The sequence below is a fragment of the Ignavibacteriota bacterium genome, from assembly GCA_013285405.1.
GTDB lineage: Bacteria > Bacteroidota > Ignavibacteria > Ignavibacteriales > Ignavibacteriaceae > IGN2.
The window spans coordinates 3737251-3755491 of record CP053446.1; the positions used below are offsets into that span (position 1 = coordinate 3737251).

The 18241-nt window shown below is 33.5% G+C and carries 15 protein-coding genes, 2 tRNA genes and 1 pseudogene; 5 read left to right on the forward strand and 13 right to left on the reverse strand.

Annotated features, from left to right (window positions below; translation table 11 throughout):
- Positions 1 to 44: 44 nt before the first annotated feature.
- From HND39_16315 to HND39_16330, 4 genes are all read right to left on the reverse strand, one after another.
- A complete protein-coding gene (locus HND39_16315; GenBank protein QKJ97715.1) occupies positions 45 to 1388 on the reverse strand; it encodes a hypothetical protein in 1344 nt (447 codons plus the stop codon).
- Positions 1389 to 1535: 147 nt separating this feature from the next.
- Positions 1536 to 2687, reverse strand: coding sequence for a glycosyltransferase (locus tag HND39_16320; protein QKJ97716.1), 1152 nt, complete (start codon positions 2685 to 2687; stop codon positions 1536 to 1538).
- Positions 2677 to 3657 carry a flippase-like domain-containing protein gene (locus tag HND39_16325; GenBank protein QKJ97717.1) on the reverse strand — a complete coding sequence of 327 codons (981 nt, stop codon included), beginning with the start codon at positions 3655 to 3657 and terminating at the stop codon, positions 2677 to 2679. Before HND39_16325 ends, HND39_16320 begins: the two co-directional genes overlap by 11 nt.
- A gap of 9 nt (positions 3658 to 3666) precedes the next feature.
- Complete coding sequence (locus HND39_16330) at positions 3667 to 4581, reverse strand: radical SAM protein (protein ID QKJ98044.1); 915 nt, start codon at positions 4579 to 4581, stop codon at positions 3667 to 3669.
- A 240-nt stretch (positions 4582 to 4821) separates the two neighbouring features.
- On the opposite strand from HND39_16330, the pseudogene bshC reads away from it, so the two are divergent.
- Positions 4822 to 6448: pseudogene (gene bshC, locus HND39_16335) on the forward strand (bacillithiol biosynthesis cysteine-adding enzyme BshC).
- Here the strand turns inward: bshC and aroA are convergent.
- From aroA to HND39_16370, 7 genes are all read right to left on the reverse strand, one after another.
- Entirely contained in the window at positions 6445 to 7722 is a 1278-nt protein-coding gene (aroA, locus tag HND39_16340; protein QKJ97718.1) for a 3-phosphoshikimate 1-carboxyvinyltransferase, read from the reverse strand. The pseudogene bshC and the gene aroA overlap by 4 nt on opposite strands.
- Positions 7723 to 7732: 10 nt before the next feature.
- Entirely contained in the window at positions 7733 to 8287 is a 555-nt protein-coding gene (locus tag HND39_16345) for an RNA methyltransferase (protein ID QKJ98045.1), read from the reverse strand.
- 34 nt (positions 8288 to 8321) lie between these two features.
- On the reverse strand, positions 8322 to 8549 hold the full coding sequence (locus tag HND39_16350; protein ID QKJ97719.1) for a hypothetical protein: 228 nt from the start codon (positions 8547 to 8549) through the stop codon (positions 8322 to 8324).
- A gap of 12 nt (positions 8550 to 8561) precedes the next feature.
- Complete coding sequence (gene deoC / locus HND39_16355; GenBank protein ID QKJ97720.1) at positions 8562 to 9437, reverse strand: deoxyribose-phosphate aldolase; 876 nt, start codon at positions 9435 to 9437, stop codon at positions 8562 to 8564.
- Positions 9430 to 9966 (reverse strand): ORF6N domain-containing protein, encoded by a 537-nt coding sequence (locus HND39_16360; GenBank protein ID QKJ97721.1) that lies wholly within the window; start codon positions 9964 to 9966, stop codon positions 9430 to 9432. The genes deoC and HND39_16360 overlap by 8 nt, the downstream gene beginning before the upstream one ends.
- Positions 9967 to 10102: 136 nt before the next feature.
- Positions 10103 to 10981, reverse strand: a complete 879-nt coding sequence (gene folD / locus HND39_16365; GenBank protein ID QKJ97722.1) for a bifunctional methylenetetrahydrofolate dehydrogenase/methenyltetrahydrofolate cyclohydrolase FolD — start codon at positions 10979 to 10981, stop codon at positions 10103 to 10105.
- A gap of 113 nt (positions 10982 to 11094) precedes the next feature.
- Positions 11095 to 11901, reverse strand: coding sequence for a TIGR00282 family metallophosphoesterase (locus HND39_16370; GenBank protein QKJ97723.1), 807 nt, complete (start codon positions 11899 to 11901; stop codon positions 11095 to 11097).
- Positions 11902 to 12128: 227 nt separating this feature from the next.
- Here HND39_16370 and HND39_16375 point away from each other — a divergent pair, with 227 nt between their 5' ends.
- The 3 genes from HND39_16375 to HND39_16385 are packed head-to-tail and all read left to right on the forward strand — an operon-like array spanning position 12129 to position 16282.
- Positions 12129 to 13745 (forward strand): hypothetical protein, encoded by a 1617-nt coding sequence (locus tag HND39_16375; GenBank protein QKJ97724.1) that lies wholly within the window; start codon positions 12129 to 12131, stop codon positions 13743 to 13745.
- 31 nt (positions 13746 to 13776) lie between these two features.
- Positions 13777 to 15507 carry a GIY-YIG nuclease family protein gene (locus HND39_16380; GenBank protein QKJ97725.1) on the forward strand — a complete coding sequence of 577 codons (1731 nt, stop codon included), beginning with the start codon at positions 13777 to 13779 and terminating at the stop codon, positions 15505 to 15507.
- Positions 15488 to 16282 carry a hypothetical protein gene (locus HND39_16385; protein ID QKJ97726.1) on the forward strand — a complete coding sequence of 265 codons (795 nt, stop codon included), beginning with the start codon at positions 15488 to 15490 and terminating at the stop codon, positions 16280 to 16282. Before HND39_16380 ends, HND39_16385 begins: the two co-directional genes overlap by 20 nt.
- Here HND39_16385 and HND39_16390 read toward each other — a convergent pair.
- The gene (locus HND39_16390) at positions 16279 to 17616 is read right to left on the reverse strand and encodes an MATE family efflux transporter (protein ID QKJ97727.1); all 1338 of its coding nucleotides are present in this window, start codon (positions 17614 to 17616) and stop codon (positions 16279 to 16281) included. The genes HND39_16385 and HND39_16390 overlap by 4 nt on opposite strands.
- Before the next feature lie 287 nt (positions 17617 to 17903).
- Positions 17904 to 17990, reverse strand: a tRNA-Ser gene (locus HND39_16395).
- A gap of 131 nt (positions 17991 to 18121) precedes the next feature.
- On the opposite strand from HND39_16395, the gene HND39_16400 reads away from it, so the two are divergent.
- A tRNA-Ser gene (locus HND39_16400) sits at positions 18122 to 18208 on the forward strand.
- The last annotated feature ends 33 nt before the right edge of the window (positions 18209 to 18241 follow it).

The window sequence follows — 18241 nt, forward strand, 5'->3', positions numbered from 1 at the left end:
CCATTGCTGATACCGCTTGTGTGGAGAGAGTCTGGTGCTTTAAGTTATCTTCTGTTCTTTTCTCGTGTGTTATCCTTCTCAACAATTCTATCTGTTTTGACTTTTTTTTCATTGTTATTTCTATTCTGAACATCATTTCGCTTTTGATCTTTGACTTCATTTCTTTTGACCTGATCGTACTGATTTATCTTAGTGTTTTCACGTTTAACTTCTTTTTCCTGATACTGATTCTGTTTATTCAAATCTTTCTTCACATCCGTTTTATTCCGGTATTGATCATTTTCTCTATCTTTATTCTGAGTAATATTTTCATTTCTGTTTTGATTCAGGTCAACTTTTTTATTATTTCTAACCGTTTCTTTATTTCTTATTTCAATTTTTTCTTTGTTACGGTCTGAATTTAAATCACTATTACGATTGGGTTCAAATCTTTTCTCTTCAAATGATTTATCAACATTAGTTTTTACATCTTTTCTTTTCTGATCATTGTTGCGAACGTCAACATTTCTATTGGTGGACTTGTTTTCATTTTGATTTGTTCTGACATTTTCTCTTTTACCAATCTGAACTTTTTCCATATCCAAAGAAGTACGTCTGTTTTCTCGTTTGACTTCCATACGGGTCAAATCATTTTTCACTAGTTCATCACGTTTTAGATCAAGTGTTCTGATTTGATTGCTTTTTCCAAAATCATCTCGTTTCCAATCTTTTGAATCATTGATTCTTATTATATCTCGCTGCTTTATTTGCTGACCAGAGCGAGTGCTAATATATTTAACATCGATTCCTCTATTTTGAACTCTCCCATTACGATATCCGTACTCGTTGCGATACTTTGTTTCACCATAAATTCTATATTTGTAATCAGGACCAACATAGTAGTTATATACATAAGGATCACAAAAATGGTTATATGTTACAAAATTCCAGTGATTGTATGGTGAGTAATAAGTATTACTCCAAAAAATTCCGATTGAGATTGAGAAAGTTGCATACGGATGCAGCGGAGCCCAACCGATGTAATTGTTATCATATCTCCACTCGACCCACGCCGGTGCCCACTCATAGTCAGGATACCAAAGCCATCCATAATAGTCATCATAATACCATCTGCCGTAGTGATACGTGATGAATCCGAAAGGTTCGTATGAATCCCAATACCATCCATCGTATGTCCATACCCAATTACCCATTTGATATGGCATCCAGTTAACACGAATAATGGTAGGTCTCCAAACCACCACTCCATAATCAACTTCAATCCAGCTTCCATATGGAGATAGTTCTGAATAAAAATATCCGCCCACCCCGTGATAATGTCCCTTTGCATCTGCATTAAAAGTTACTGCAGCAAAAAGAACAACTGCAAGAATTATGATCCGTTTCATTTTACACCTCTGTGTTATGTTTACGGTACTGATAATCCAATGAAGATGCCAAAGGAAAAAACTTGATATTATTTGATTTTAATTTATAATTGAAGTTTTTCTGTACATTAAAATAGACAGGAGAGGATGCAATTGTGTGCTTAAAATCTATCGTTTGATTTTTCTAGACTTCCATAAATAGTTACCGAAAGCGCCAACAAATCCTGTGAGGATGATATAAGGTACTTGAAATATTTCTGTAATTATTAAATAGTTCAGGTTAATGTTGTTAAGCAGTAATCTCTTTCCCCTAAACAAAATCATATATTCAAAAATGATTTTAAAGATAATTGATAACATAAATGAAAATAAAAATAATTCATTTAATGTGAGTCCAAGAATTATTTGAGCAATCAACCCAAGATAAAATGCATAAATTAAAATTAGTTTTAATACGAGGCTTTTATCGCTGTAAAATAATCCTTTGCTTGCCCATCTTTTTCGCTGTTGATAAAATGCACCAAGGCTTTGATTAGCAGAAGTTCTAACGATTGCATTTTTATCAATACAGAACTTCACTTTGAAATCAGTATCCGTCCATATTTTTTGCATCAACAATTCATCGTCACCGGAAGACAAGTTCATATTATCTTTAAATCCTCCTACTTCATCAAATACTTTTTTACGATAAGCGATATTTGCTGCATTGCAAATAGTTGGATGACCGGATCCAATCAAACCTGCCCCGGCTAGCACTAATCCGGCAAATTCAAGTTTTTGAAATTTTGAGAATATACTTTTATCATCCAAAAATTCAACTGGACCGGAAACAAAACCAGTTACAGAATCGAAGGTTTGCATTAAAGATATCAACCACTCTTCGTTATGAATGCAGTCAGCATCAGTTGTAACAATAATATCACCTTTTGCATTTTCAATTCCGAATCTGACTGCACGCTTCTTATGTGCATTTATCGAATATTCATTTGGCACTGAAATAATCTTAATATTAATCTTTTTAATATTTTCTTTAAGAATTTCCATTGAGTTATCTTCTGAAGAATCATTTACGTAAATGACTTCAAATTTTTCGATCGGGTATAACTGGGATTCAATTGATTTCAGACTTGCCAAAATATTTTCGGATTCATTTCGGAATGGAATAATTACAGATACAAATTCACGAGGTATTTTTTGGTTCTGATTTAAGATTAATTGTCCCAGTCCTCTGAATATTCGCTGCAGAAAAAAGAGATAGTGCAATAATAAGACTAAAAATAATGCGAGTAAATAAAGTGAGAATGAATACTCAACGTTCATTTTTTCTCAGGAACATTCCAACGCCAATTAAAGCTGGAATTAACAGATTGATGATGAATAAAAATATTGAAGCATTGAAACCAACAGAAGCACTTTCACCCATCTGAGTCAAAAAGTAAATAGAAACACCTTCTCTTATTCCAAGTTCACCAATGGAAACCGGTGGTATAATTGTCTTTGAAAACATTATCAGGTTAGCTGCCCACAAGTAGTTAATGAAATTAAAATGATTTGAGAAAGCCATAGCAAGCAGCGCATACTGAATCAAGAAACATGAATAAAATAAGAAGGAAATAACAATCATTTTGTAGAAATACCTTTTATCAAGGTTTTCGAAAATTTTTAACTTATCCAGAAATGATCTTACACGCGAAGAAGTATTCAGTCTGCTAAATAGTAAACTATTCCAAAAACGGTTACTCACTAAAAGCATTAGAAGTAAATAGAAAAACGAAAAAATTAATACAAAGAGTGAAAGAACTAAATAGATGGATACATTATGATAATAATAAATAAACAGCAAACTCGACACTGATCCAATCGAAGCTACCATCAACAAAGGAAAAAATTTATCAACCAATGTTGCAACTGTTACCTGCACAAGTGACTTATCTCTAAATTCAATTCCTCTTCCAAAATATTCACCAATTCTTAACGGAGTAATAATACCGGCAGAGAATCCAAAGAAAAGTGATCTGAATATTTTAGAATTATCTTTCACTTCAAGCACTTCATTGCAGGTAATTCTCCATTTAATGTACTGAAGACCGATATTAACGACTCCAAGAATCAAAACTAAGCCGATCATTAACAAGTTAGCTTCGTTTATTGCTGATATAATTTGATCGTAATCAATAAAGTTAATGAGAAAGATCAGTAATCCTGCGGCAATAATTAACTTCGCTGCAATTACTACAGTTATTTTATTAATCAGACGGTATTTTTGTATTTCTGTTAAATCCTTTTCCATAAAGTTTTTCTATTGCTCTATCTCAAATATATTAACTTTCAGACCTTCTGTACAGTTAGTGCACATGGATTCCGATTTCCTATCATCAAGTATTTTTTTTCTGAAATTATAATACTTTGCTGATCTCCATATTTCAGAAAATGATTTCCCGTTAACCAGTCCGATTTCATTCTCAGCATCTTTATCAAAGCAGCAGGGAACAACTCTTCCATCCCAGGTAATTACGGATGTTCTCCATAAAGCAAAGCAATGGTTCTTAATTTCATTCTTAATCCTGAATGATTGATCATCAAGCGCATATCTTCTGAATTTTTTATTTGTCGGAAGAAACTTAAGAGCATTTTCATAAGAAGAGATTTGCATTGTTTTAAATACGAGTTTATCGACACCGACCTCTTTGCAATATTTTTTAACCTCACCCAATTGATGTTCATTCTGTTTCATCACAATAAATTGAAATTCGACAAAAGGTTTTTTAAATCCACGTTCTATCTTTCGATTTATCAAAGCTCTCAATCCTGAATCAGCTTGTTCAAAAGTGCCACCGATACGATACTTTTGATAACTTTCCTCATCAAGTCCATCAACTGAGAAAATAAGTTTATCAGGTGCGTTATCAAGAACTTGATCAACATTTTTAGCATTTACAAAATGACCGTTGGTACTAATTGATACATATACTTTTTTCGACTGAGCATAGCTAATCATCTCAGGCAGATTTTTATTTATATATGGTTCCCCCTGAAAGAATAGCTGAATATAAAACCCAGTCTTACTTATTTCATCAACTAATTTTTTAAAATCCTCTGACTTCAATAAACCTAATGGACGGGTCAAAGCTCCTAAACCAGAAGGACATTCGGGACACTTAAGATTACAATGATTTGTTGGTTCAATTGAGTACGATATTGGCATTCCCCACACAATTGGCTTTCGTAACATTCTGGAAAGATAAAAAGAACTAATTATTTTAATTGAGTTGACTGCTCTTTTAATAGTAAAATATTTGATTAGATTTATTTCCAACAACACAAACTAATTTGTTAAACTTCAATCAAAAAATAATCATTTGATTTCTAACCTGAAAGAATTCCCTTTTTTAAATAGCTGTTAAAACATTATCTTTCGAGCGACAAACTCACCAATTCATTCACTGAGGGATAAATGTTTATAAACTTTAGCGATATACCGGGTCATCAAAATCTTTTTCTTGATTACCTGTACGAGTTTGAAAACGTTGCAGACTTTTTTGCCAACGACTTTCGAAACAGGGAGAACTATCTGAAAATATTCAGAAGCATTTCTGAGAGCAGACAAGATTTCGCTTCCAGAATTCCTGATATTATTTCGAATCAATACGCAAATCTGAATCCCTCTGGTAAAACTGCCCAAAACATTAAGAAACTGGCTGATAAAAAAACACTCGCGATTGTAACCGGTCAGCAGCTTGGAATTTTAGGCGGACCGCTCTACACATTTTACAAAATAATAACAGCGATAAAGCTGAGCCAATTTCTCTCAGAAAGATATGATGATTATAACTTCGTTCCGGTTTTTTGGCTCGAAGGAGATGATCATGACTTCAATGAAGTAAGGACAATTAAAATTATTGATGATAATAATTCGTTAGTAACTGTTGGTTATAAAGAAGAAATTGAAGAAGATGATTTAAAACAGAGTGTCGGATTAATAAAGTTAGATAATTCCATTAATGACTTTTTCACTGCTCTGGAAAAGGAACTCAAAGAAACTGAATTTAAATCATCGCTTCTCCAACAATTAAAAAATTGTTTCCAGGAAGGCAGAACATTTTAAAGCCGCTTTCAGGGATCTTATCTTCAATTATTTTGACAATTATGGTCTCGTAATTTTTGATCCGCAGACGGATGAAGTAAAACAACTACTCAAACCAATATTCAAAAAAGAGATAACAGATTTCAGAATTCACACAGAACAATTGGTACACGTTAGCGCAACTCTTGAAGAATTATATCATGCACAGGTAAAAGTCAAACCTGTAAATTTGTTTCTGAGAGTCGATGAAGGTCGTCATTCAATTGAACCTGTTGAGAATGAATTCAGGTTAAGAAGAAAAAGAAAAAGCTATACACAGGAACAGTTGCTTGAAGTTCTGGAAAATGAACCTGATAAATTCAGTCCGAATGTTTTACTCAGACCAATTTGCCAGGATTATTTATTACCAACAGCATTTTACATTGCCGGACCCAGTGAAATTGCATATTTCGCTCAGCTAAAACCATTGTATGAGTTATACAATATAGTCGAGCCTATTATTTACCCAAGGTCATCACTAACTATACTGGAAAATTCAATTGCCGGTTCTCTTGATAAATTTTCAATCGGAATAAATGATGTTTTTGTTGATGTTGAAAATGTTAAGAAAAGAATAATCAACTCGGTTGAACAAAGTTCAGTGGATGAAATGTTCAGCGATATTTCAAATCAACTGGAAAACTCATTCGATCAACTCAAAGAAAAACTATTTGATCTTGATAAAACAATTGCAGATTCAAGTAACAGGTACAGAGATAAAATATTAGGAACTATAGCCGAACTTAAATCAAAAGCCGAAAAAGCTCAGCAGAAAAAATATGAAGTTACATTGCGGCAAATTGATCGTGCAGCCGTTCATCTTTTCCCGAATTCAAATTTACAGGAACGTGAAATCAACTTTGTTTACTTTGTTAATAAATACGGTGATGAATTTTTAAAAAGAATTTTTGATGAATTACAGATAAATAAGTTCGAACACCAGGTAATCAGATTTTAGCTGGAAACAGCACGAAGTTGATTTAAAAATCCGGGATTGGAAACTGACACACATTCAAATTTATCCACATTTCCACCACTATCAAGTAAGGATGACAAAATTGCAAAAGCCATCGCAATCCGGTGATCGTAAAAACTTTCAAATGTTTGAGCAATATTTTTTGGTAGTCCAATAACACTAAAACCGTCCTCGTGCTCATCAATTGTCAATCCAATTTTCAAAAGATTTTTACAAATAGCTTTAATTCTGTCCGACTCTTTTACTCTCAACTCAGAAGCACCCCGAAGTTCATAATTTCCATCGGCAAAAATTCCGGCTATTGCCAGAATCGGTATTTCGTCAATTATTAGTGGAATAATTTCTTTCCTGATTATTATATTCGAAAGTCTGCTTGATTTAACAATTACATCACCAAAGACTTCATTGTTCGAAACACCTTTCAGGTCGATTTGAATTCTTCCACCCATTTGTTTTAGAATATTTAAACATTCAGTTCGGGTTGGATTTAATGAAATATCTTTAATTATCAATTCAGAATCTCTTACAATTAAAGCAAGCACTATAAAAAACATTGCAGATGAAACATCACCCGGAATAAAATATTCTTTGGCATCCGGATAATTTTTTCTTGAGACAAAAGATTTAATTTTAGTACCGTCTCTCTCGACTGATAATCCCAACAAATTTTCTGTATGATTTCGTGCAGCAGTTGTTTCAACCACGGATGATTGTTCATCAAGATGTAATCCGGCAAGAAGTATTGAACTTTTTACCTGCGCACTTGGAACCGGTAAAAAATAATTTATTGCGCGAAAATTATTTGATGAAGAAATTTTTATCGGAAGTTTCCCATTATTGCTATTCAGATTAGTTCCCATTTGAGTTAATGGCTCAATAATTCTATTCATCGGTCTTGTAGAAAGAGATTTATCTCCGATTATTTCAGATTCAAAATTTTGTGCGGATAGAATTCCTGTTAATAATCTTGCAGTCGTTCCCGAATTTCCTGCATCGAGAGATTTTTGTGATGCATGGAACCCTTTATAACCCTTTCCGGTGATTGAATGAATACCGTTTTTATATTCAACTTGAATTCCCAGATCAATTAAACATTTTATAGTTGATTTAACATCATCACTTTCTGAAAGATTTTTTATGATCGATTTTCCTTTTGCTAACGAAGAAATTAATAATGCCCGGTGTGATATAGATTTATCACCTTTGAATGTTAATGTACCTTTTACCTTAGTTATTTTATTAAAGGACTGAATCATTCAAGTAAAATTATTTCTTTGACCACTCATCGAGCAGATTTTTTAATTCTTTCGTACTCAATTCACTTTTGTCATACTTTTTCCTGATTAACCTTTGCCTCAATGCTTCATAGATACAAATTGCAGCAGAGACAGATACATTCAGGCTCTGAACCATACCGTACATTGGAATAAAAAATCGTTCATCAGCAAGCTTCTCGGCTTCATTTGAGAGACCTCTGTGTTCATTCCCAAAAACAATGGCTGTCTTTTTTGTAAAATCAAGATCGTAAAGACTTTTCGAATCGGAATTAAGAGATGAAGCATAAATAACAAATTTTTCTTCCCGAAGCTGTGAATAACAATCTTCAATAGATTTATATTTCTCGCGTTCAATCCATTTATAAGCTGAAGCAGAAGATTTTTTACCAATCTTCGGAAACTTCTCTACATTATACACTAATGAAACTTTGGGTACTCCTGCAGCATCGCAGGTTCTGAAGATTGCACTTACGTTATGAGGATCGTGAATATTTTCTAATACAACACGGAGAGATGGCTGGCGTTTTGATAACACCCATTTTATTTTTTCAATTCGTTTTTCAGTTCTGAAATATGAATCAGACACTTTGATTGAAAACTAATTTATAAACTGAATGATCTTTAATTTTTCTTGCTTTATCAACCTTCAATTTCTTAACATCAGTTTTAAGATAGAAAGCAGCCAGATCTAAAATTTTAGTCAGAACTGTTTCTTCATCGTGAGCCCAGCTTTCGCATCCTGTTAAAGAAGGAACTTCAGCAGTAAAGCCGTCAAAAGTTTTTATAACTATAATATCAAGAACCACTTTAATCTACCATTAATAATTCGATTCGCTTTTTTCGCCAGATACAATTTTCACACTTGCACTCGCACCGATTCTATCTGCACCGGAAGCAATCATCGCTTCAGCATCTTCTTTCGACCTGATACCCCCTGCAGCTTTAACACCAATTGAACTTCCAACAACATATTTCATCAAGGCAACATCGCCAACAGTTGCACCGCCTTTGCTAAAACCTGTGGATGTTTTTACGAAATCGGCTCCGGCTTTTTTACAAATCAAACACGCTTTAACTTTTTCCTCATCAGTAAGTAATGCTGCTTCAATAATAACTTTCACTAAAGCGCCTTTACTTTTAGCTGTCATAACAACTTCGTTCACATCATTCTCCACATAACTATTATCACCAGCTTTCAGCCTTCCAACATTTATAACCATATCAATTTCTGTTGCACCATTTTTTATAGCTTGCTCTGTTTCAAATTTTTTTACTTCTGCGGTTGTTGCACCAAGCGGGAATCCGACAACGGTACAAATTCGTACTTCACTTCCCTTTAACAATGAAGCGCAGAGAGAAACATAACCTGGATTTATACAGACTGACGCAAAGTGATATTTTTTTGCTTCTTCACATAGTTCTGTAATTTCTTGTGGAGTAGCATCTGGTTTAAGCATTGTATGATCAATCTTTGATGCAATGTTTTTATCTTTTATAGAATTGCCAACTCCCTTTCCCGCTGCGATTCTTGAAGCACCAACATCAACAATATTTTTTACAGTTTGCGGTTGAGTAATAACATTTGTTTCCCATCCTTTGCAGGAATCTCCGTAACAGTAATAATCTTTAAGGACTTTCTCAAGAAATTCCTGAGAAACATCTTCATCGGAAATTTTGTGGCTCTTGTTATTCATTTATTGTAATTCCCATTTTTCTTTTTGTTGGATCCGGTGGAATTATAAGTTGATTAATTACATCAAATATAGCTTGAATCTGTGTATCGTGTGAATCGATTTTTAGTTCAAGTTCTTTTAATTTTTGAGCAAGCTCTTTGTGAGTGGAAATTATTTCTCTCAATTTAACGAATGCACGCATAATTTGAATGTTTACTTTTATTGCCTTCTTGCTTTTAAGAACAGATGAAAGCATAGCTACACCTTGTTCGGTAAATGCGTAAGGTTGTGATCTTCGTGCGCCTCCCCAACTTGTGGTCACAATTTGTGACTTCAAGTTTTCGAATTCTTTCTTCGATAATTGAAACATAAAATCTCTGGGAAAACGGTCTATATTTCTTTTTACAGCTTGATTCAAAACTTTTACTTCGACTTCATATAATGCTGCTAAATGAGTACTCAACATTACTTTCTGATTCCTGATCGAATAGATCTTTCTTTCAATTCGTTCGCTAGGGATTATTTCGGCTTTTTCTGATCTATTTTTCATATAATATTTTTTATTTGTGGTCGCAATTTGCGACTACGTTTTTTGAGATCACAACCTGTGATATCAATTTATGTTGAGGTACTAATTTGGAGCATCAAACTTTTAATTCTAAGATCTCAATTTGCGACCTCAAAACCTATTGATTCAACTTTGAGTATGCTTCAAAAGTATTTTTCAATAACATAGCAATCGTCATCGGACCAACTCCACCAGGTACCGGAGTTATGTATGATGCTTTTTTTGATACTTCATCAAAATCAACATCACCGACAAGCCGATAACCTTTTTGTGCTGCTTTATCTTCAAGACGATTAATTCCAACATCAATCACTACAACACCTTCTTTAACCATGCTTCCTTTTACAAATTTAGGAGAACCAATGGCTGCAATTAAAATATCTGCTTGCTTTGTGTAATATGAAACATCGGGTGCAGCAGAATGACAAATCGTAACAATAGAATTTGCAAATTCTTTTTTTTGAAGCATAATATTTGCGATTGGTTTACCAACAATATTACTCCTACCAAGAACAACAACATGCTTTCCTTTCGTTTCAATTTTGTATCTGATAAGCAATTCCTGAATACCGGCTGGTGTGCAGGAACGAAATGCAGGTTTGCCAATTACTAAATTTCCAACATTGATTGGATGAAATCCATCAACATCTTTTTTAGGTGAGATGGTTTCAATAACTTTATCTTCATCTATATGTTTCGGCAATGGAAGCTGAACAAGAATTCCATTGAATTTATCATTATTGTTATATGAGTCTATTAAATCAAGAAGAGTTTTTTCAGTAATATCAGATGGATGTCTTTCAGTAACAGCCCGCATTCCAATTTCTTCACAAGCTTTCGCTTTTCCTCTCACATAGCTTTCAGAAGCAGGATTATCACCAACAAGAATAGCAACCAATCCGGGAACATTCTTCCCTGCTGATATTAGTTTGTCTATTTCAGTTTTTAATTCAGCTCTTATTTCCTGAGCTATTTTTTTTCCATCAATGATTATCATACTTCAATCTAATTTGTTTCTGAGGTTCTCTGTGTCTTCTCAGTGAACTCTGTGTAACTATTTTTTGGTGACACGGAGAACACAAAGAACCTCAGAGAGCCACTGAGAATAATTTAGTTTTGAATACTTTTAACAAAATCAGGAAACAAAATTCTTTCTATAAGTGTTGTTTTTCCTGAATCAGAATCTACTTTTAAAAATACGCCGCAGAGATGAACATCATTAGTCGCTGCTTCATATTTTTGGGGAGTTTGGTATAAAAACCTGTTCACTGCAGCCTGAACTTTCATACCAACTACCGACTCATAGGGACCAGACATTCCTGCGTCAGTAATGTAACCAGTTCCTTTTGGCATTATTCGTTCATCCGAAGTTTGGATGTGAGTATGAGTCCCAATCAATGCACTGACTCTTCCATCAAGATAATGAGACATTGCAATTTTCTCTGCAGTTGCCTCAGCGTGAAAGTCAACAATGATAACTTTAGTTTCATTTTCAATTTTTGGTAAGACCCAATCAGCAGAACGGAAAGGACAATCAATTGGAGCCATAAAAGTTCTTCCCTGAAGATTGAGAACAGCAACTTTTCCTTTTTTAGTCTCAGCAATGTAATAACCATTCCCATAAGTGCCTTTCGGATAGTTTAACGGTCGTAAAGCTCTTGATTCTCTTCGAAGATAATCCTGAGATTGATGTTTGTCCCACGTATGATTTCCTCCGGTTAATACGTGAACTCCAAGTTCAAAAAGCTGGTTGCCTTCTTTGTCAGTACAGCCTTTTCCTTCGGAAGCATTTTCTCCGTTAGCAATTACAAAATCTGCCTTGTATTTCTGAATTAATCCTGGTAGCCAGGTTTGGACAAGATCCATCCCTGGTTTCCCAACGATATCTCCAATGAAAAGAATATTTATTGTGGGCATATAAGAGTTAATTTTTAGTGCAAAATATAGTTATAATTGTCGAAATTATTCAGAGATGGTTCTATTAGCAAAAAGGTTTATCCTGAAATTATTTACCGCTCCGATATGTCTGTGGTAATGAATCCGTTTGCGTACGATTATCAAATTCTAATCAAGCAGTTAATTTCAATCCAGTTAAACTTATCCTTCTAATTTTTATATTTCAACTATTGTTATTCAAAATTAAGATGACTAAAACAAAAATAATAATTTTCATCTCACTGGTTGCATACTTTGCTGTCTTAAATTCTTTTCGCTTAAATTATCTATACACGACAATACTTGACGATGCTTACATTTTTTTAAGATATGCAGAAAACATTGTTAATGGTTATGGCTTCGTCTGGAATATCCACGAAGCACCTGTGGAAGGTTATACCTCTTTCCTTTATTTGGTTGTTCTTATCACAGCTAAGTATCTATCAATTGATCTGGAATCATTTGCAATCATTTTAGGAATATTGACTGCAGCACTGACGCTTTACTATGTATTTTTAATTTACGTTCATCTGTATGATAAAATCCTCTCAAAAAAATACTCAATCATTTTCTCATTAATTATTTTAACAATTTCGCCTGCTTATCTCTTTTGGTCAGCGGCAGGAATGGAAACATCATTTTATTCAATGTTTCTTGTGATGACTTTGTATTATTTCCTCACGTTATCTGACAAAAATTTGAATATCTTTTTAAAGGGAATATTATTTGGGCTTCTTTGTGTGATTCGATTCGAAGCGGTTTTGTTTTTTATTGCTGCATTTTATTATTTAGTCAAAAAGGATAAATCAACATTTAAAATTAAAATTTCTTACAATACAGTTTTGTTTGTAACTGGATTCGCATTAATCTTTGGAACATATTTTATCTGGCGCTGGATTTATTTTGGATATTTTCTGCCTAATACATTTTATGCTAAAACTGGTGGCGGTTTTCAGCAAATTGTTGGAGGGTTTCTGTATATCATTGAAGCCTTTAGATCATTTTACGGTTTTGGCTGGATCCCAATCTTTTTAATTTTTCTTTTCTTCAAAATAGATATGATTACAAAGCAGACATTATTTTTATTCAGCATAGGAATCATTTCACTTATAACAACAATATTTATCGGTGGTGATCATTTTTATTATGGAAGATTTGTAATTCCTGTTCTTCCTTTACTTTTTGTTCTCTTCCCCCCTGTCTTTGATAGGTTTTTACTTATGTCGTTAAAATATGTTAAGTTGAAACCGGCAAATACAGTGATAATATTGTTCTTAATTATTACTGTACTTCTCATTTTCAAACCTGTTTACCAGGAAACATTTGGTGGAATTAAAAATTTAGTTGATGGTGAAAAAGAAATTCTGGTAGTTTACGATCAATCAGCCACAACAGACATCATTTATTGGCAGCATGGTTTTATAATTATGGGAAAAACTTTGAATAAAATTGCATCGCAAAATGATTACATTGCTGCTGTTCCAATTGGTGCTATCGGATATTTCTCTAAGATAAATGTGATTGATATGGTTGGACTTGTTGATCCGGTTATAGCTCACGAAATATTTTCTCCAGATGCTGTCCGCAAATGGACACCGGGACATACTAAAGGCGATGGTAGATATATTTTATCCAGAAAACCAGAATACATTCAACTGACAGACTACTTAACGAGAAAACCTCTTGAGAAACCTCATCGACGTTCAACTCAGTTTGTTTCTGTCAGAGAGATATGGGAATCAGAAGAGTTTCACCGCGATTATGTATTTTATCCGATTGAAGTCTTAGACGGATGGTATTACAATCTATTTAAAAGAAAACAATAATCATAATATTGCAATCAAATAAATTTCAAATATGATTACATCAGAATTTCCATCAACATTACTTAAAGACGCAGAATTCAGCGTTCTGGATGTTGAAACAACTGGTCTTTCTGCAAGAAACAATCGCGTAATCGAAATTGGAATTGTTAAAATAAAAGACCTGAAAATCATCGATAAGTTTTCAACACTTATAAATCCAGGTTGTAATATTCCATATTTCATAACTCAGTTTACAGGTATTGCAAATAGTGATGTTGAATATTCGCCATGCTTTTATGATATAATCGAAGAAATCGAGGAGTTTATTGGGGACTCAATTATTAGTGGACACAATTTAAGTTTTGATGAGGGATTTTTGCGTTATGAATTTATAAGAAATGGATTTGAACCACTGAGTAATCTCAATGTCTGCACATTAAAATTATCAAGAAAAATATTTCCAGAACTTAAAAGCAAATCTCTCGCATCAGTATCACAACATCTGAAGATAATAAATAAAGATGCTCACCGCGCATTGTCAGATGCTGAAGCCACAGCAAATATTCTTGTCAAACTGATAAAAATATTATCAAAAGATAAAAAGATTAAATCACTTCAGCAGTTGTTAGAATTTGAATCGTCATCGGTTGCTATTAACCAAATCATCAAATTACCAAAAGATATTCACGACTCACTTTATTCACTACCAGATGTTCCTGGCGTTTATTATTTCCTGAATAAAAAAAATGAAGTGATTTATATCGGCAAAGCGAAGTCACTAAAAGATAGAGTCAGAAGTTACTTTTCACCGACAACCATCAGCAAGCAAAAAACAATTGTCAGACAGGCAGTAAAAATTAAAACCGAGATAACAAACTCTGAACTTACTGCACTGCTGCTTGAATCGGAAAGTATTAAACTAATTAATCCAAAGCACAACCGTCAATTAAAAAAGTATGGCAATAAATATTTTATCAGGATAACAAAAACTCATAGGTATCCGAAAGCAGAAATAACAACTAAATTTGATTTTGATGGCGATGATTATTTCGGATTATTTATATCCAGACGAAAAGCCGAAATTGTTCTTGATATAATCAACAAAACATTTTCATTACGCGAATGTGACGATAAAGAATTTAAGAAAGGAAAGAAATGTTTTCTGGCTGATATTGAAAGATGCACAGCACCTTGTGTAAAAAATATTAATCAGGATTATTCTGACGAACTTAAAAAAGTCTATGAATTTCTTTCAGGCGGCAACCAATCTGCACTTAATCGTATGTTGAACAAGATGAAAGAATACGCTGCCAAAGAAAAATATGAAAAAGCTGCTGAGACAAAATTTGTAATCGATTTAATGCTTACTCAAACCCACAAATCTTCTCTTCTTTCTGAACCGATTAATAAAGCGAATGTTTTATTTGAAGTCTCTGAAGGGATGAACAAGGATTTCATCCTTTTACTTGAAGGAAAATACTTTATTAAAAAAGAATCAACATCAGGGAAAGATAGTTTTGAAAATGCTCTCGAAGATTATTATTTACAAACTTCAAGAATAGATACAAATCCAACAGAGGAAGATCTTGAAAAGATGAAGATATCATTGAACTGGCTGACTAAAAACCGGAATAAAGTTAGAATATTTTATTTGAAAGATTTTCAATCGAAGGAGGAATTATTTAATGTTATGAGTTCGAATAACCCATCTCCTAAAAAATCTTTCAAGAATTTTAGTTTGAAAAGACTGGTGATTAATAACATTGAAGAAGACGACAACTAAATCAATTCAGCTTAACCAAATCTTAACTAATAAACTACTGGGATCTTCAGAACTAGTTCGATTGTTAAACGATTACTTTTTATCCATCTATAAAAATAAATCAGAATTTGAACTGAGTATTCAATCAGCAAAGTTAAAACTCGGTCACTTCGCAGATGTGAATAATTACTTAAAGCGATTATCAATCGAACAGAATAATGAAATAAGCTTATCATACTTCTTAAAAAATTATTCATCAGCTCAGAAAGAAAGAGTTGAAATAATTTTTGCAGGGCTTTATCCTGAAATTAAAAATATGGATACTGTTATGACTTTATCAAGAAGCGGAACGGTTTTGGAAGTTTTAAAAGTGTGGCACAAAAAGAATAAGAAGATTAAAGTGATTGTCTGTGAATCGAGACCAAAATATGAAGGTAGATTAATGGCTGAATCTTTAGCTAAAGCAGGAATTCAAGTCGAATTAATTACTGATGCTATGATGAGTTTACTTTATGATCGTGTTGATGCGGCAATTATCGGCGCAGATTCGATTTTGAAAAATGGAAATATTGTCAACAAAGCAGGAAGCAAATCTCTTGCTTTACTTTGCAAAGAATACAAGAAACCTTTTTATGTAGTTACTGCCCGATCAAAATTTTCAACAACAAAAGAATTCAAACCAAAGAAAGAAAATCCGAAAGAGGTTTTCAATAAAAAGTTTAGCAATCTCTCTGTCGCAAATATTTATTTTGAGGAGATTGATAAGAAATTTATTACAAAGATTTATACAGATTAAACTGTAATAATATGCTTACTTCTGGAATTGAATCGAATTGTAAGCAAAATCGCTGAAGTTGTTAATCCTAAAAGAAGTCCAATCCAAACTCCCTGAACACCCAAATCAAAAGTAAATCCCAACAGATATCCTATTGGTAATCCTACAATCCAATAAGCAATGAATGTAATTGCAGTTGGAATTTTAACATCAGTTAAACCGCGAAGAATTCCAATTCCAACTGCTTGAGTTCCATCGGATAATTGAAACAGCGCTGCAATAATTAATAAAGATGAAGCATAGTTAATCACCTGATCATCCTGAACATAGAGCGTTGGTAAATGATTTCGGAATAAAATAAAAATCACGCCTGATATAAACATGACAAAAGCTCCGAGTAATGACGCAGTAAATCCAGCTCTTCGTGTTTCGAAAATATCTTTCATACCAACAGCGTTTCCAACTCTGATAGAGCCTGCTACAGAAATTCCAAGTACAGCCATGAAAGAAATTGATGCAAGATTTATAGCAATCTGATGTGCTGCTAATTGTTTAGTTCCGAGCCAACCAACCATAACTACTGCAAATGAGAATGCTCCAATTTCAAAGAAATACTGGAATCCGCTTGGCAAGCCGAGTGAAAGAATTTTTTTAATTATATGTCTGTTAAAATTTTTAAAATGAAATGAAACATTATATTGCCTGAATAATTTACTTTTCATCACATAGATCATTATGCAAATAGCCATAAATAATCTTGAAGCAAATGTTGCCCAACCAGCTCCATTGAGTTCCAATCGAGGAAATCCCAGTTCACCAAATATTAATATCCAGTTCACGAATGCGTTTATTAGATTAGCGAGAATTGCAATAATCATCGCTGGTTTCATGATTGAAAAGCCTTCGATGAACTGTTTATATGTTTGAAAAACCATCAAAGGTAATGTGCTAAATCCAATTATTCTCATATAGGATTTCGCAAGAATTTGAACTTCAGGCGGCTGATCAAAATATTCTATCAATCCTGCAGCAAAAAAAATTGCAAATGCTAAAAATATTGACAAGGTGCTATTCACTAAAAGTGACTGACGAAAATAAATTCCGCACTCATCATACTTATTTGCACCAACAGCAATTGCAACTAATGGTGTCACTGCAAGTGAAACACCTATTCCAATAATCATTAAAATAAATGCCAGACTATTTCCGAGGGATGCAGCAGCCAGATGAGCAGCACTAAGATGTCCTACCATTAAGCTATCAACAACTCCCATCATAATTATTCCGAGTTGACCGATTATTATGGGGTATGCTAATTCGAAAGTGCTAAGAATATGTTTTTTTAAGCTGGTCATAAAACGATTAGTAAAATTACAGAAATGAAACAGAAAATTATTTATAAAGAAAAGTCCCGAATCACTCCGGGACTCTTCCAGGGTAGCATGTTTATCTGCTGTCTTGGGGGGATTTTTTTCTTAATTAACTTTTTTCAAATCTCTGCTAGAAAGATATTATGGAAAGTAGAATGCTGAAATTAATTATTGATTAGCGGTAAACTTTCAGGATTAGAATAACAAGATAAATATGAGATGAGAACCGGTATTTTCCGGTTTCAATTTATTAAAATAGATTTTGAATTTTGCGGAGAGAGTGGGATTCGAACCCACGGTACCCTTGCGGGTACACTACCTTTCCAGGGTAGCCAATTCAACCACTCTTGCATCTCTCCAATTTTGCATTACAAATATATCAATTAGCTTTCAGATTTTATTGCATCTCCTGAAGAAATAATCTTACCGAAATTCAAATGAGCAAAGAATTAATCAATATATTTGATCAAGACAAAAAGAAATTTTACCAGGAGAGGTGCCGGAGTGGCTGAACGGGACGGTCTCGAAAACCGTTGTTCCGCTTGCGGAACCGAGAGTTCGAATCTCTCCCTCTCCGCAAAAAAAAAGCCGCAATGAAGCGGCTTTTTTA